Below are 16,249 nucleotides of genomic sequence, written 5' to 3'. Positions count from 1 at the left end.
GCCGGTTGTCTGCGCCGCTGCGTCCCTCCATAGTGCCGGCAAATCAACGAGCGCCGCCGGGCGGAAATGCCGATGTTAGACGTGACTTCAGCCGACGAGATTGCCGACGACACTCGGGTGCGCGCCAATGTGGTGCGTCTTGCGGCGGCGCAGGCGCTGACCGGCGCCAACTCGGCCGTGATCTTCGCCACCGGCTCGATCGTCGGCGCGACGCTCGCGCCCGACATATCGCTCGCGACCGTGCCGCTGTCGATGTATGTGCTGGGCCTTGCCGCAGGGACCTTGCCGACTGGAGCGATCTCGCGCCGCTTCGGCCGCCGCATGGCCTTCACCATCGGCACCGCCTGCGGCACGCTCACCGGTCTCGTCGGCTCGTTCGCGATCCTCAACGGCTCGTTCGCGCTGTTTTGCATCGCGACCTTCCTCGGCGGTCTCTATGGCTCGGTGGCGCAATCGTATCGCTTCGCCGCTGCCGACGGCGCCAGCGCGGCCTACCGGCCGAAGGCGGTGTCCTGGGTGATGGCGGGCGGCGTGTTCGCCGGCGTGCTCGGTCCGCAGCTCGTGCAGTGGACCATGGACGTCTGGCTGCCCTACCTGTTCGCCTTCAGCTTCGTGGTGCAGGCGGCGGTCGCCCTGATCGCGATGGGCATCGTCGCCGGCGTCGATATGCCAAAGCCTGCGCCCGCTGATCTCCATGGCGGACGGCCGTTATGGCGCATCGTACGGCAGCCCCGCTTTATCGCCGCCGCGCTGTGCGGGGTCATCGCCTATCCCATGATGAACCTGGTGATGACCTCGGCGCCGCTTGCCATGAAGCTCTGTGGCCTCAGCGTCAGCGATTCCAATTTCGGCATCCAGTGGCACATCGTCGCCATGTATGGCCCGAGCTTTTTCACGGGAGCGCTGATCGCGCGCTTCGGGGCCCCGAAGATCGTCGCGACCGGCCTCTTGCTGGAGGCGGGCGCCGCGGCGATCGGCCTTTCCGGCATCACCGCGATGCATTTCTGGGCGACGCTGATCGTGCTCGGCGTGGGCTGGAATTTCTCCTTCATCGGCGCCTCCGCGCTGGTGCTGGAGACGCACCGCCCCAGCGAACGCAACAAGGTGCAGGCCTTCAACGATTTCCTCGTCTTCGGCATGATGGCGATCGGCTCGTTCTCCTCGGGGCAGTTGCTCGCCAATTATGGCTGGTCGGCGGTCAACATGGTCGTATTCCCGCCGGTGGTGCTGGGCCTTGCCGTCCTCTCGTTCGCCTCCTATGCGCGCCGCCGCAAGGCGCGGCTCGAAGCCGCGATGGGCGAATTTCCCGACGCGATCTGAAGCGATGAGTCGCAGGGTGGGCAGAGGCGCGTAGCGCCGTGCCCACCATTTATTCTCCATTGCCTCACAAGAATTAGTGGGCACGCTTCCGCCTTCGCTCTTCGAGCTACGACGGACAAGCCGCTTTGCCCCACCCTGCGGAGTTATCCTTCCCGCTGCTTCAGCAAATCCTCCAGGTCCAGCCGCTTGGTGAACATCGCAAGCTTGCCGTCCGGCGTGCGCGGCCATTGCTCTTTCGGCCGATCCCAATAGAGCTCGACGCCGTTCTCGTCGGGATCGCGCAAGTAAAGCGCCTCGGACACGCCATGGTCGCTCGCGCCATCCAGCGCGATGCCGGCCGTGAGCACGCGATGCAGCGCATCGGCCAGCGCCGGCCGCGTCGGGTAGAGGATCGCGGTGTGATAGAGCCCGGTCGTGCCCGGCGGCGGCGGTGAGCCGCCCTTGCTCTCCCAGGTGTTGAGCCCGATGTGGTGATGATAGCCGCCGGCCGAGATGAAGGCGGCGCCCGAGCCCATGCGCTGCATCAGCTCGAAGCCGAGCACACCGCAATAGAAACCGAGCGCGCGATCGAGATCGGCGACTTTCAGGTGAACATGGCCGATGCGAGTGCCGGCATTGACGGCGGGATTGGGTGACATGTGGTTGCTCCGTGTGTCCGCTCGACATAGTGGCTGTTCCAAGACAGCGGTACTGGCCTATCCCGAAACCCAGCGTTTCCGGATCGGCAATTAGTTAGAGCGCGATAGCCTTAGGTTGACTCGATTGAGCCGCGGGCTCGGTCAACCTCTCCCGCTTGCGGGGGAGGTCGGCGCGAAGCGCCGGGTGGGGCTCTCTCTCCGCACGGGGAGTGTCCCATTGCGGAAGCACCCTCACCCCAACCCTCTCCCGCAAGCGGGAGAGGGAGCGCACCACCTTCGCGGTATCAATCGAACCAATCTCATCGCGCTTTTAGCTCAACTCCGAGACCTCACCCTCCGGCAGATCGAATTCGAACGTGTTCAGTGTCATCGATACCAGCGTGTAGTAGCCGCACAGGCCGATCACCTCGACGAGCCCGCGCTCGCCGAGCAGCTTGACCGCCTCGTCGTAGAGGCCCTTGGCGAGCCCATACGCCTCGTGCAGCGACTTCGCTACATCATAGATCATCTTGCCCTTGGGATCGTCGAACTCTGGCGTACGGCGGTCGCGGATCGCATCGATGATCTCTGGCTTCATGCCGCCTAGCAACGCCAGGCGCTTATGCGCGTACCATTCGTAATGCGCAGTCCAGTGCCGCGCCGTGACCAGGATTGCGATCTCCGAAAGTTTTGCGGGAAATACGGTGTTGAAGCGCATGACCTCGCCGAGCCGCGTCGCGTGGCGCGCCATCTCCGGGCTGTTGAGCCAGGCCATCATCGGCGCCGGTGGCTTGCCGCGTTTTCCGGCGATCGACTCGTCGTAGGTCTGCCGCTGGTCGTCGCTCATTTCGCCAGGCGAAAGTAACTTCAGGCGCATCGTCGTTTCCTCTGTGTTTTCAAGCCTCGCCTTTCGGCGACTATAGCCGAGTGCCGTCCGCCGTGAGTAGCCGGCTGCAACGGAATAGGTTGAATTCCGCGATGCGATGGCCCAGAGTCGCGCGCAACCAGTCGAATTTGAATGATGGAAACGACCCATGACTGATTCCACGACGCCTGATGCTGAGACGGCGGAGCTCGAAACATTCCGCAACGAGACGCGCGCCTGGCTGGAGGCCAACTGCCCGCCCGAGATGCGCAAGCCCGCAGCCTCCGACGCCGACGTGTTCTGGGGCGGGCGTAACGCGAAATTTTCGTCCGAGCCGCAGCGCGTCTGGTTCGAACGCATGCGCGACAAGGGCTGGACCGTGCCGGACTGGCCGAAGGAATATGGCGGCCGGGCCTTAAGCGCTGCCGAGCACAAGGTGCTGCGCGCGGAAATGGCAAAAATCGGCGCGCGGCCGCCGCTGTCGAGTTTCGGCATCTGGATGCTCGGGCCGGCGCTACTGAAATACGGCACCGAGGCGCAGAAGAAGGAGCATCTGCCAAAGATCGCGGCCGGCCTGATCCGCTGGTGCCAGGGCTATTCCGAGCCGAACGCCGGCTCGGATCTCGCTTCGCTCCAGACCCGCGCGGAGAGCGACGGCGACGACTTCGTCATCACCGGCCAGAAGATCTGGACGTCCTACGCCAACTATGCCGACTGGATCTTCTGCCTGGTGCGTACCGATCCCGCCGCGAAGAAGCATGACGGCATCAGCTTCATCCTGTTCGACATGACCTCGAAGGGCGTCTCGACCAAGCCGATCCTGCTGATCTCCGGCTACTCGCCGTTCTGCGAGACTTTCTTCGACAATGTCCGCGTGCCGAAATCGCATGTCGTCGGCGCCGTCAACCGCGGCTGGGACGTCGCGAAATATCTGTTGCAGCACGAGCGCGCGATGATCTCGGGCATGGGCGAGCGAGGCGTCGGCCGACCGCTCGGCCAGATCGCCGCTGATACGATCGGAACCGATGCGCAAGGCAAGCTCGACGATGCCATGCTGCGCGGCCGGATCGCGAGTTTCGATGTTGACGAAGCGGCGCTTGCAGCCTGCGCCGAGCGCGCGGTCGATCTCGCCAAGGCGGGGCAGGCGCACCCCGCGTTCTCCTCCGCGATGAAATATTACGGCACCGAGCTCAACAAGCGCCGCTACGAGATCCTGATGTCGGCGGGCGGCGTCGACGCGCTGGAATGGGAAAGCGAGCGTTCCAGGCAAGGCGCCCGCCCGCGCGCCTGGCTGCGCACCAAGGCCAACTCGATCGAGGGCGGCACCAGCGAGGTGATGCTCGGGATCGTCGCCAAGCGCATCCTCGATCTGCCGGGGGCTTAAGAGAAGTCCTCGTCCTGAGGAGCGGCCATTAGGCCGCATCTCGAAGGACGGCCTCATGATTCGAGACGGCGCTTTGCGCCTCCTCACCATGAGGATCAACACCGAAACCAGTCCGAACAGAACTTTGTTGGAATCCACCATGGCCCTCGTCCTCACCGAAGAACAATCGATGCTCCGCGACTCTGCGCGCGGGCTGATCAGCGACAAGGCACCGGTGTCGCATCTGCGGCACTTGCGCGACTCCAAGGACCCGACCGGCTTCTCCAAGGAGCTCTGGCAATCCTTCGCCGAGATGGGCTTTGCCGGCCTGCTCGTGCCGGAAGAATTCGGCGGCAGCGGTCTCGGCTGCGTCGAAGCCGGAATCGTCATGGAGGAGATCGGCCGCACGCTGATGCCGTCGCCATTCCTGGCGACCAGCGTGGTCGCGGCTTCCGCGCTCATGCGGGGCGGCAATGCCGCGCAGAAGTCGGACTATTTGCCGAAGATCTCGAACGGCTCGCTGCTCGCGAGCCTCGCGGTCGACGAGGGCGCCAAGCACCGGCCGCTCCAGACCAGCTTGCAAGCCGTGCGCGCTGGCAACGGCTTCAGGCTCTCCGGCGCCAAGGCGCTGGTCGTCGACGGCCATGTCGCCGACTTGTTGATCGTCGCGGCGCGCACGGCGGGGGCTGCCGGCGAGCGCGAGGGACTGACGTTGTTCCTGGTCAACCCTGCGGCCAAGGGCGTTGCCGTCGAGCGCACCATCATGGTCGATGCGCATAATGCGGCGCGCATCGAGTTCAACAATGTCGAGGTCAATGCCGATAGCGTGATTGGCGAGGTCGATCAGGGTGCAGGCCTGCTCGACGGCGTGCTCGATATCGGCCGCGGGGCGGTCGCCTCCGAAATGGTGGGTCTCAGTGAAGAGGTATTCGGCCGCACCGTCGAGTACCTGAAGCAGCGCAAGCAGTTCGGCAAGCTGATCGGCGAATTCCAGGCGCTTCAGCACCGCGCCGCGGAGCTCTATGTCGACATCGAGATCACCCGCGCTGCGGTGATGAAGGCGATGCAGGCGCTCGATGCCGACGTCGCCAAGGCCGCCTCAGCCGTCGCGGTCGCCAAGGCGCGCGCCGGCACCACCGCCACCCGCGCGGTGCAGGAAGGCGTGCAGATGCATGGCGGCATGGGCATGACCGACCAGTTCGACATCGGCTTCTTCATGAAGCGCGCCCGGGTCTGTGAGGAGTTGTTTGGTGATGCGAATTACCATGCCGAGCAGCTGGCGCGGGCGCGGGGGTATTGAGGCGCGGCGGGAGAGCGCCTCACAATCGGTGTCGTCGCCCGGCTTGACCGGGCGACCCGGTATTCCAGAGGCAGCAGTGATCTACGAAGAGGCCGCGGCGTACTGGATCGCCCGGTCAAGCCGGGCGATGACAGTTGAGAGTGTGGAAGGCGTTGCCCCAATCTCGTCATTGCGAGCGCAGCGAAGCAATCCAGAATCTTTCCGCGGAGGCAGTCTGGATTGCTTCGTCGCTTTGCTCCTCGCAATGACGAAGGAGGATGTCGTTACCGCATCGGCGGCGCGTACTGCACGCCACCCGCGTTCCAGAGCTGGTTCATGCCGCGCGGGATCTTCAGCCTGGATTTCTCGCCGATATTGCGCTCATACATCTCGCCGTAATTGCCGACGTGGCGGATGATGCGCACGGCCCAATCCTTGGTGAGGCCGAGCTGCTCGCCGTAATTGCCTTCGGTGCCGACCAGGCGCATCACTTCGGGCTTCTTCGACTTCAGGGCTTCGTCGATGTTCTCCGAGGTGATGCCGAGCTCCTCGGCGTTGATCATGGCGTAGAGCGTCCACTTCACGATCATCATCCAGTCGTCGTCGCGCTGGCGCACCACGGGCGCGAGCGGCTCCTTGGAGATCATGTCCGGCAGGATCATGTGGTCGCCGGGCTTGGAAAGGTTGAGACGGAGCGCGTAGAGCTGGGAGACGTCGGCGGTCAGCGTATCGCACTTGCCGCTGTCGTACGCCTTCACCACGTCCTCGAGCTTGTCGAACTTCACCTCTTCATACTTCATGTTGTTGGCACGGAAGTAGTCGGCGAGGTTGAGGGCCGTCGTCGTGCCCGACTGTACGCAGACCTTGCTGCCGGTCAGGTCCAGCGCGGTCTCCTTGTTGCGGGAGCGGGGCAGCATGAAACCTTCGCCGTCGTAATAGGCGACGGCCGGGAAATAGAGGTCGTAGTCGAGCTCGCGCGCCATGCTCCAGGTCGAGTTGCGCGAGAGAATGTCGACTTTCCGGCTCTGCAATTCCTTGAAACGCTCATTGGCATCGAGCGGAATGAACTTGGCCTTGCTCGGATCGTTGAAGATGGCGGCTGCCACCGCGCGACAGAAATCGACGTCAAAACCGGTCCAGTTACCCTTGTCGTCGGGGATGGAGAAGCCCGGCAGGCCCTTATTGACGCCGCAGAAGACCTCGCCGCGCCGGACCGTGCGCTTCAGCGTGCGGGTGTCGTACATTTCGTAGACAACGGCCAAAGCGCCGACCAGGACGGCGACAGCGAGCCCGATCAGCAGGCCGCCTCGAAAAGTGCGCATGATTTGTCTCTCTCGAAATAATCGGGAAGAAAAGAAAGTGTTGCGAAGGCGGGAAGCATGATCAGGATCCGGAGGGCCGCGCTAGCGCAAAGTGCGAAGGGCTTTCCGGAAAGATCATGCTGAAACGATAACCTTAGAGTTCGGGCTTCTGCCGCACGACCACCTTGGTCCCGACCGGGACGCGGTCATAAAGGTCAGCGACGTCATTATTGACGAGACGGAAGCAGCCCGACGACACCTTGGTGCCGATCGTGTCAGGCCGGTTGGTGCCGTGGATGCGGTAGACCGTGGTGCCGAGATACATGGCGCGTGCGCCGAGCGGGTTGCCGGGGCCGCCGGCCATGAAACGCGGCAGATATGGTTGGCGCTGGATCATCTCCGGCGGCGGCGTCCAGTCCGGCCATTCCTTCTTGTTGGTGATGTTCAGCAGCCCCTGCCACTGGAAACCGTCGCGGCCGACGCCGATGCCGTAGCGGATCGCGCGCCCGCCGGGCTGGACCAGATAGAGGTGACGCTCCGAGGTCGAGATGATGATGGTGCCCGGCGCCTCGGTCGTGCGGTAGTACACGACCTGCTTCTGCCATTCCGGATCGAGTTCGTAGCTGTCATCCGCGATCAGGCCCGGCTCGTCGCCGCGATCGGGCTGCTGCGCGGAGGCGTATGAGGTGGAGAGGATCAGGCCGAGTGTGGTGATCAATATCCCAGTCAGGCGACGAAAATCCGTCATTTCAAGCTCTCCCGCTGCCACAGCGCAAATCATTCGGTCGCATCAAATCTCAGGGGCAAGTTCATGGCAAGTTTTGGGCGAGCCCGGCCGGTATGTCATGAGAATGCTTTGGTTTTTTGACGAGGATCAATGCCACGAACAGGGGGATGGCGCGAAAAGCCCAGAATGGTACCGCGGTGGTGGTGCGCTCCCTCTCCCGCTTGCGGGAGAGGGTTGGGGAGAGGGTGTTTCCGCAATGGGACACTCCCCAAGAGGAAAGAACCCTCACCCGGCGCGCGGGACGATGCTTCGCATCGCCCGGTCGCGCCGACCTCTCCCGCAAGCGCGAGAGGCTCAGATCGAACTCGGGATGACATCAACTTCGGCAATTGGCACTGGACGCCAGCTAGATCTTGTTGTTCTCAGGCTTGATCCCGAGCCGCCGGACGATTTCGACGCCTACCGCGCGGGCCTCTTGCCGCGAGCCGATGCGGGGGCTGCGAAACTTTTGTCCTGATAGCAGTCTGATCGCGACGATACAGTGCTCGTCCTCCGACCTGCCGCGGCGCTCGACCGCGATCGTCTCGACGTCGCGCCCCTCGATATGGTCCGCGCGCAGCTGGCCGTCGCCCGACAAGCGTTCAACGCGAATATCGCCTTGCCGGATGACCCAGAAGGCGCCGGTGACGAGATTGGCATATCTGTAGACGGCGAACGCGGCGATCGCGCCTATCGGCAGCAGCATGATGTCGATCGGGCCTGGCGACAGGCCACGCCAGAGTTTGTAGGCGTAGGGCACGGCGGATAATCCGACGACGATCAAGGCAACGATCCTGATGTCCCTGCTGGAGAACGGCTCGACGGGCTCGCCGAGATGCATCTCGGGATTGGCGGCATCGAGCGGATTGATCGGCGCCTCGACATTGGGAACGCCGAACTGCGCGGCGACCCGTGCAACCGTGTCGTGGACATGCGTGACGTCGGAGATCGGCGGAGAGGTCAGGCGCTCCCCCGAAGCCAGCGTGAAGGCCAGGTGGAAGCGCGTCGTGGAAGCCTTGCGTCCCTGGACCTGTCCTTGGACCTGCAGTTGCGCGATGTCATCTTTCGCGACGATCCTGGTGCGGAGCCGTCCGAACGGACGCTGGCGCCCGATCAGGATTTCATTCGGCGTGATGATCCAAACCACCGCAGGTGCGAGCATGACGCCGCCGATGAACGCCGCTCCGAGCAGCAGCGCGACCACGGAGATGATCAGTTCCAGGACATCGTGCGCGAACAGGCCTGGCGTGAAGCACAGGGAAACGATTGCCGCGAAGCCGGCGATCACCAGCCGCTGCGCAATTGAGGAACCTTCACGAAGGCGGATGTCGTTGCTGGTGGTCGCGTCGTCCATGTCGGGCGGCCGATTCCGTCGGCAAGAAACTCCACGGACGCATCCGTGGAGTCAAGCAACAACGGCGGCAGGCTGGAACCGGCCAAGACATCAGCCACGTGACGTCGCTGCGGCGTCAGCTATCGGCGTTCAGCAGGCGCGCGACCGTGCGGTCGATCTCGTCATAGCGGCCCTCGCCGGCGTGCTCGAACACGATGCGGCCGGACTGGTCGATGATGTATTGCGCCGGCCAATACTGATTGTGATAGGCATTCCAGGTCCGGGAGTCGTTGTCCTGCGCCACCGGATAGCTAATGCCATGACGCTTGAGCGCGGCCTGCACGTTGGAAGCTGAGCGCTCGAACGGAAATTCCGGCGTGTGCACGCCGACCACGACAAGGCCCTTGTCCCTGTATTTGGCGTAGAGCTCGGTGACATGCGGCAGCGTGTTGACGCAGTTGACGCAGCCATAGGTCCAGAAATCCACCAGCACCAGCTTGCCGCGGAGATCGGCGAGGCTCAGCGGCTTTGAGTTGAACCAGTTGCTGATGCCAGTGAAGTCCGGCGCGATCTGCTGGCTTGCGGCGGCGGTGACAACGGGCACGACGCGCGCGGTCTCGTCGCAGATGCCGGGAATGACGGCGCCGGTGAGGGCCATGCCGGTTAGGGCGGCGGAGACAGCGAGCAACTTGAAAGTCATGGAAGTGTCCTCTGTTGAGATGTGAGCGATCACAGGCCGATCTGGCCGGTGGGATAGAAGCCGGTGAGCCACGCCACGATCAGCGTGTCGTATTGGAAGTAGGCGGCGAGGGCGAAGGCGATCACGATGACACCAAACACCTGCTGCAAACGGGGAGAGACGCGCGCGATGGCGCGCACGCGCGTGGTCACGACCTGTCCGCCATAGGCGATGGCGAGCATCGGCAGCGCCGCGCCGATCGCGTAGCCGATCAGCAGCGTGCCGGCCCAGGCGAGGTTCTTCGAGGTCGCAACGAGGGTGAGGATCGAGCCGAGCACGGGCCCTGCGCAGGGCGTCCAGACCAGGCCAAGCGTGGTGCCGAGCACCAGCCCGCCGAGCGCGCCGCCGCGCGCCGCCGTTTTCGATGCGCCGAGATCAAGCCAGCCATGAAACCGGATCGCAAGCCACTCGAACGGCGCCGGCCACAGCATCAGCAGGCCGAAGCCGAGCAGGAGAACAGCGGCGGCCTCGCGCAGCACGTTCGGATCGAAATCGAACAGGTGCGTGATCGCGCCGAGCAGCAGCGCGGTCGCGGAAAACGAGACGACGAAACCCAGCGCGATCATCCCGGGCCGCAAGTACCCGGCGCGGCCGATCGATGCGCCAAGCAGGATCGGCAGCACCGGCAGCGTGCACGGCGCGGCGATGGTGAGGACGCCGGCAAGGACAGCAAAGATCAGGTCGAGCATCGGGCCCTCATGGATGGGTTCACGAGGTTGTTTCGGGCCGGATGCTGCAGTCGTTACGTGGCGTCACGCCTTCGTGACGGGAATTGCGGCTGCATCGATGGTGCGCTCCCTCTCCCGCTTGCGGGGGAGGGCTGGGGTGGGGTGGGGGTGTCTCCACAATGGACACTCCCAATGTGGAGAGAGCCCCCACCCGGCGCTTCGCGCCGACCTCCCCCGCAAGCGGGAGAGGTGCATCGACCCTGTGGCTTGCGGTCCCGCCACCCCCAAATAGAAAACGACCCGGTGGGGGGCATCCCGTCCGGGTCGTTGGAGGTCCCTGGGAGGTTTAAGCAAACCGTAGGAGAGGTTTATAGCAAGGAAGTTCTTCCGCCTGATGTTGTGGTTTGTTTCAATTGTTTCGTCTGCGGTAACGCTTTCGTGCCCCGAGACAGGACCGATGGACAGGTCCTATCACTTTGAAATCACAAATCTTTAGGCGGCAAAGCGGTCGATGCCGGCACCCTTAAGCAAATCGGCGAGTTGCTTGCGGGCGTAGAACATCCGGGTCTTCACCGTGCTCTGGGGAATGCCGATGATCTGGCCGACCTCCTCCACCGATTTCTCGTGATAGTAGACGAGGTTGATGATCTCGCGGTGCGCCGGCGACAGCTTCGCCACGCAGGCGCGCAGGATCGCGCTGGTGTCGTTGCGGTCGAGAGCGGTTTCCGGCGTGTCGTGCTCGTCCGGAATCTGGCGCACGTCTTCCTGATCGATGTCCTCGAAGCGGCGCTGGCGCATCGCGGTCAGCGCCTTGAAGCGGGCGATCGAGAGCAGCCAGGTCGAAACCTGCGAGCGGCCCTGGAATTGGCTGGCGGTCCGCCACACGTCCAGGAAGACCTGGCTCACGAGGTCTTCGGCCGTGGTGGCGTCGCGCACGATGCGCAGGATGAAGCGGTACACCCGCACATTGTGACGGCAGTACAGCATGTGCATGGCGGTCCGGTTGCCGTCGGCAATGCTCTCCAGAAGCATTTCGTCCGAGGTCGCCTGAGCGGCAATGATGCCCTGGGATGCCTGGGCGTTGATGGCGACGACGTTCTGCATGACTGGCTCCCCGTAGCGCCGCAACCGGGCGGCGTTTCCTAGGATCAAAGTGTTAAAGAGCCAGCGTTTCGGGACGTCTGCGCGACAAGCGGAAAATGGTTTCGTGCGCCGCCAAATTGTTTCGTCGCGAAGACTGCGACGAAACATTCGGGGCAAAAAAGCCAATCATTTCAATATACGGTATTTACGGGGGTGCGGATTTTGCGGGCGGGAACGAATCTTTGGCTTCCGCGTTCTCCGCCGCTCCTTTTTGGCTGGGCGCGTCATGAGCGCATCCGAAGAGCAATGGCCGCGAAGTCCTGCGTCTACGGCCTCGTCTATTTCGATTGACGCTACGCCTTCTCGCCGCCGGGCGAGAACAGATAGCCGCCGCCCCTGATCGTGCGGATCACGGCGGGCTTGGTCGGGTCGGGCTCGATCTTGCGGCGGATGCGCATGATGCGCAGATCGACCGCACGGTCGAAGGCCTCGGCGTCGCGCGCATTGGCGAGCTCCAGGAGACGCTCGCGCGACAGCACGCGCTTCGGATTGGCCGCAAACACCTTGAGCAGTCCGAATTCCGATGCGGTCAGCGGGTGCTCGTTGCCTTCGTCGTCGCGCAGCGCCTGCGCTTCGAGATCCAGCCATTTGGTGCCGAAGCGCACCAGCTGATCCTTGTCCGACTTCGCCGTGGTGGTTTCCGCCGCCACGGCTTTCACCGGCGCGCTCCGTCGCAGCACCGAGCGGATGCGTGCCATCAATTCGCGCAGCTCGCACGGCTTCGCCACATAATCGTCGGCGCCGAGCTCGAGGCCGACGACGCGGTCGATCGGACTCGCGGTCGCCGTCAGCATGATCACCGGCACGTTGATGCGACTCTTGAGGTCGCGGATGATCGACAGGCCGTCTTCCTCGGGCATGTTGAGATCGAGCACGACGAGATCGGGCATGCTGCCCTGGATCGCGGTGCGCAAGGACTTGCCGCCGTCGCACAGCGTCACGGTGAAGCCGTGCATCTTGAGGTAATCGCCGACCATTTCGCGGGCCGGGGCCTCGTCGTCGACGATCATGATGTGCTGGCTTTGGGTCATGGCATCCAGATCTTGGCGTTCAGGCTATGGCATTTCGGTCGCGGGCAGCGTGATGGTGAAAGTCGAGCCCTTGCCGGGGCCGTCGCTCTCGGCGGTCACCTCGCCGCCATGCATGTCGATAATACGCTTGACGATGGAAAGCCCAAGGCCCGTCGAGCTCTCGCCGGCGGTCGGCTTGGCGGAAAGCCGCTGGAACCGGCCGAACAGGCGGCCGAGATCCTCCGGCGACAGGCCCGCGCCATCGTCGTTGACGCGAATGACGGTGTCGTTGCCCTCATGCGTGACGGTCACGCTGATCTTGCCGCCGATCGGACTGTACTTGATTGCGTTGCTGATCAGATTGTCGATCGCCTCGCGGATGCGGTCGGTGTCGCACATCGTGACGATGTTGGCCGGCGCGGTGACGCCGATGGTCTGCTGCTTGTTGACGGCGAGCGGCTGGTTGGCCTCGGCGACCTCCTGCACCAGGGAGGCGACGTCAACCGGCTCGCGGCGGATCGTGATATCGAAAGCATCTGCCATCGCGTCCGAGATCAGGTGATCGACCATCGTGGTCAGGCGCTTGGTGGCGTCGCGGATGTGATCGACCTGGCCGGTGACGCTGCCGCTCGAGGCGCCCGTGGTGATCAGCTCCTTCAGCATCTCGGTGCGGCCGAGGATGACGCCGAGCGGATTCTTCAGGTCGTGCGCAACGGTGCCCAGAATCTCGTTCTTGAAGCCGTTGGCGCGCTGCAGCCGCAGCCACTGCGCCGAAAGCCTTCGGTTCGCCTGCATCAGCGCGCGGGTGCGCTGGGCGACGCGGTCCTCGAGCTGAGTATTGGCGTCCTGGAGTTGCTGATAGAGGATGACGTTGTCGAAGGCGATCGAGAGCCGGCTGGAGAAGATCTCGACCAGCGAGCGGTCGGTCTCCGACAGGTCGCGCTCGGCCTGCAGGAGCACGACGACCTCGCGGCCGCTGCCGGTGCGCAGATAGATCACGCTGTGGTGGTCGGCGAATTCGTTCTTGCGGCGCTGGAAGGCGGCTTCCACGAGCGCGCGCAGATCGGGGTCGAGCGCTTTCGAGGTGGTGGTGCCGATGAAGCGGCTGTAGCAGCCGGAGCCCGCCAGCACCGACAGCTCCGCGCCCGCCGTTCCGCCATTGTCGCGCAGGACCAATATACCGGCACAGTCGACGTTGAGCAGGGAGGCGAGCTGGGTCAGCACGCCCTCGGCGAGCCGCTGCATCGACTTGAAGTCGTAGAGGGTGGAGGCGGCGTCGATGATGATCTCGAGGCCGCGCCGGGTCTGCATCATGCGCTCGAGCTGCTGATAGGAGCGCAGCGCCGCGGTCAGCGAGGTGAAGAGCTTGTCGGCGGTGAGCTCGGTCTTCGCCTTGTAGTCGTTGATGTCGTACTGAACGATGACGCGCCGCTCCGGCGCCTGGCCCGGCTGTCCCGTGCGCAGGATGATACGGACGGTCTCGTTCCGGACCTCGTTGCGGATGAATTCGACGAGCTCGAGCCCCGCGACATCCGTCTCCATGATGACGTCGAGCAGCACGGCGGCGATGTCGTGGTGCTCGCGCATCAGTTTGCGGCCCTCGGCGGCCGAATAGGCGGAGAGGATTTCGAGACCCTGGCCGTTCAGGCTGTAGTCCGACAGCGCGAAGCGGGTGCCGTCATGCACGGCGGGATCGTCGTCGATGACGGCGATCTTCCATTTCCGCGCAGTCGTATCCTCCGCCGCGGTGGCGGTGTCGTCAATCAGGTGGAGGACATCGTCCTGTTCGGCCATTGAGAAGTCCCGTCAATCTCTGTGCTTTGCGCGCCGCCCTTGGCGACCCGAGGCATGATAATGCGAAAAGTGGTGCCTTGTCCCAGCTTGGATTCCAGCATCATCCGCCCGCCGAGCTGCTGGGTGACCAGGTTATAGACGATATGGAGGCCGAGACCCGTGCCGCCTTCATTGCGCCGGGTGGTAAAGAAAGGGTCAAAGGCCTGCCGCTGCACGTCCGGCGTCATGCCGGCGCCGTCGTCGGCAAAGCTGATCTCGATGTCATCAGACCCGCGCGGCCGTGCCGAGATCGAGATGGTGCCGGCGCGGCCGCCGGCGAAGGCGTGGTTGGCGGCGTTGAGGAACAGGTTGGTCAGGATCTGGCCATAGGAGCCGGGATAGCCGTCGAGCAGCAGGCCCTCGGGCACGTCGACGTTGAGCGTGATCGGCGAGCGCTTCAGCACCGGGCGCAGGCTCGCGATGATCTGGTCGGTGGCCTCGCTGAGCGAGAACTGCCGCCGCTCGGCATGGGAGCGGTCGACCGCGACCTGCTTGAACGACTGGATCAGTTCGCCGGCGCGCTGGAGGTTGGCGACGAGCTGCTGCGAGGCGTCGCGTGAGGACTGCACGAACTCCTCGAGCTGCGAGCGGCGCAAGGCGCCGTCGCCTTTGAGCTGCGCCTCGAAAATCTCGCTGCGCCGGGCGAAACTGGAGGCAACCGTGAGGCTGATGCCGATCGGGTTGTTGACCTCGTGGGCGACGCCGGCAACGAGGCCGCCGAGCGCGGCGAGGCGCTCGGCGTCGATCAGGTTCTGCTGCGCGGTGTTGAGCTCCAGGAGCGCGCTCTCGGCCTTCTCCTTCGAGGCGCGCAACTCGTCCTCGGTCTGGCGCTTGGCGATCGCATTCTCGCGGAACACCTCCACGGCGCGCGCCATCGCGCCGACCTCGTCGCGCGCCGTGATGCCCTGCACCTCGCGGTCGAGATCGCCGATCGTGATCGCGCGCATCGCCGTCATGATCTGCTGCAATGGCAGCCGGATCGACAGCGCGATCAGCACGCCGACGGTGAGGATGATGCCGAGGAAGATCACCGCAATTGAGAGGACTCGGCGAGAAATGTCCGACAGCGTGCGGTCGAACGTCTCCTGCGCGCGCTGCTCGCGCTGGCGCATCTTGGTCGAGAGGTCGTCGATGGCGCCGATCGCCTCGGCCTGGCTCGCGTCGATGGTGTTGCGCAGGAGCTCGGTGCGGCTGGTGAGCTGCTCGGAGAGGTTTGCAAAGCCCTCGCGCAGCGCGGCGGTGCGAGTGGCGAGCTTTTCCAGCGCCATGCGCTGAAGATCGTTGTCGGCGAGATCCCGCATCACCGGGATCGTCTTCTCGATCGTCTCGGTGTTGCGGCGGGCGTCCTCGGCCGCGGCCGGCGAGAGCGAGAGATAATAGGAGTTGGCCGCGACCAGCATGGCGGTGAAGGCTTCGCGGGACTTGCCGAGCGAGGGCCAGATCAGCGCATCGCGATGGCCTGTGGCGCCTTCGATAATGGAATAAAGACCCGCCATGTCCTTGGCGGGGCCCTGCACCTGCTCCTCATAGGTCTTGGCGATGGTCGCCTGCACGCTGCGCAATTCGCCAAAACCGTTGAGGAAGCGTTCGGTGGTGCGCTCGAGCTCCTCGACCGAGCCCGACAGCATCGGGTCCTTGGCGGCGCGGTTGGTCAGCGTACCCAGCACGGCCTCGCGGAGCAGCAGGATCTCGGCGAACAGGTCCGGGCTCGGCTGGTTGATGTAGCGATGGATAAGGTTTTGCAGGCGCCCGGTCTCGCTTTCGAGCAGCGCCAGGATCTTGTCGGACTCGCGCACCTGGCGGACATCGTCCCAGGCGGAGGCCAGCACCTGCGCTCCGTTCCAGATCATCGCCACCAGCACGACGACCACGGCGGAGTTCAGCGCGGCGATCGACAGGATGCGCCAGCGGATCGGGACGGCGCGCAGCAGGCCGACGAGGCGGGCGCGCACGCGTCCGACCGGGCCGGGCGGCCTTTCCTTCTGCTCGCTGTGTCCAAGCGCTGCCAAGAG

The 16,249-nt window shown here is 64.4% G+C and carries 14 protein-coding genes; 3 read left to right on the top strand and 11 right to left on the bottom strand.

Features of this window, described 5'->3' with window-relative positions; genetic code table 11:
- Positions 1–72: 72 nt before the first annotated feature.
- Positions 73–1,320, top strand: a complete 1,248-nt coding sequence (locus tag QA640_RS42105; protein ID WP_283038478.1) for an MFS transporter — start codon at positions 73–75, stop codon at positions 1,318–1,320.
- Positions 1,321–1,463: 143 nt separating this feature from the next.
- Here the strand turns inward: QA640_RS42105 and QA640_RS42100 are convergent, their stop codons facing one another.
- Complete coding sequence (locus tag QA640_RS42100) at positions 1,464–1,958, bottom strand: VOC family protein (RefSeq protein WP_283038477.1); 495 nt, start codon at positions 1,956–1,958, stop codon at positions 1,464–1,466.
- A 310-nt stretch (positions 1,959–2,268) separates the two neighbouring features.
- Positions 2,269–2,814, bottom strand: coding sequence for a carboxymuconolactone decarboxylase family protein (locus QA640_RS42095; protein ID WP_283038476.1), 546 nt, complete (start codon positions 2,812–2,814; stop codon positions 2,269–2,271).
- A gap of 157 nt (positions 2,815–2,971) precedes the next feature.
- On the opposite strand from QA640_RS42095, the gene QA640_RS42090 reads away from it, so the two are divergent.
- Both QA640_RS42090 and QA640_RS42085 read left to right on the top strand, forming a co-directional pair.
- On the top strand, positions 2,972–4,186 hold the full coding sequence (locus QA640_RS42090) for an acyl-CoA dehydrogenase family protein (protein WP_283038475.1): 1,215 nt from the start codon (positions 2,972–2,974) through the stop codon (positions 4,184–4,186).
- 139 nt (positions 4,187–4,325) lie between these two features.
- Entirely contained in the window at positions 4,326–5,465 is a 1,140-nt protein-coding gene (locus tag QA640_RS42085; RefSeq protein WP_283038474.1) for an acyl-CoA dehydrogenase family protein, read from the top strand.
- Positions 5,466–5,728: 263 nt separating this feature from the next.
- Here QA640_RS42085 and QA640_RS42080 read toward each other — a convergent pair whose 3' ends face one another.
- The 9 genes from QA640_RS42080 to QA640_RS42040 form a co-directional block, all read right to left on the bottom strand.
- Positions 5,729–6,766, bottom strand: a complete 1,038-nt coding sequence (locus tag QA640_RS42080) for an amino acid ABC transporter substrate-binding protein (RefSeq protein ID WP_283038473.1) — start codon at positions 6,764–6,766, stop codon at positions 5,729–5,731.
- Between the two features lie 133 nt (positions 6,767–6,899).
- On the bottom strand, positions 6,900–7,493 hold the full coding sequence (locus tag QA640_RS42075) for a L,D-transpeptidase (RefSeq protein ID WP_283038472.1): 594 nt from the start codon (positions 7,491–7,493) through the stop codon (positions 6,900–6,902).
- 385 nt (positions 7,494–7,878) lie between these two features.
- Positions 7,879–8,865 (bottom strand): hypothetical protein, encoded by a 987-nt coding sequence (locus QA640_RS42070; protein ID WP_283038471.1) that lies wholly within the window; start codon positions 8,863–8,865, stop codon positions 7,879–7,881.
- Positions 8,866–8,980: 115 nt separating this feature from the next.
- Positions 8,981–9,544 carry a thioredoxin family protein gene (locus tag QA640_RS42065; RefSeq protein ID WP_283038470.1) on the bottom strand — a complete coding sequence of 188 codons (564 nt, stop codon included), beginning with the start codon at positions 9,542–9,544 and terminating at the stop codon, positions 8,981–8,983.
- Positions 9,545–9,573: 29 nt separating this feature from the next.
- Entirely contained in the window at positions 9,574–10,272 is a 699-nt protein-coding gene (locus tag QA640_RS42060) for a cytochrome c biogenesis protein CcdA (RefSeq protein ID WP_283038469.1), read from the bottom strand.
- Between the two features lie 471 nt (positions 10,273–10,743).
- On the bottom strand, positions 10,744–11,355 hold the full coding sequence (locus QA640_RS42055) for a sigma-70 family RNA polymerase sigma factor (RefSeq protein WP_283038468.1): 612 nt from the start codon (positions 11,353–11,355) through the stop codon (positions 10,744–10,746).
- Between the two features lie 332 nt (positions 11,356–11,687).
- Positions 11,688–12,425, bottom strand: coding sequence for a response regulator (locus QA640_RS42050; protein WP_283038467.1), 738 nt, complete (start codon positions 12,423–12,425; stop codon positions 11,688–11,690).
- Between the two features lie 24 nt (positions 12,426–12,449).
- Positions 12,450–14,198, bottom strand: a complete 1,749-nt coding sequence (locus QA640_RS42045) for a DUF3369 domain-containing protein (protein WP_283038466.1) — start codon at positions 14,196–14,198, stop codon at positions 12,450–12,452.
- Positions 14,168–16,246: an ATP-binding protein gene (locus tag QA640_RS42040; RefSeq protein WP_283038465.1), complete on the bottom strand. Its 2,079-nt coding sequence runs from the start codon at positions 16,244–16,246 to the stop codon at positions 14,168–14,170. The genes QA640_RS42045 and QA640_RS42040 overlap by 31 nt, the downstream gene beginning before the upstream one ends.
- Positions 16,247–16,249 lie beyond the last annotated feature (3 nt).

It is taken from the genome of Bradyrhizobium sp. CB82, assembly GCF_029714405.1.
Classification (GTDB): domain Bacteria; phylum Pseudomonadota; class Alphaproteobacteria; order Rhizobiales; family Xanthobacteraceae; genus Bradyrhizobium.
The sequence above is the reverse complement of the archived record's forward strand: the minus strand, read 5'-3'. Positions and strand labels throughout refer to the sequence as shown.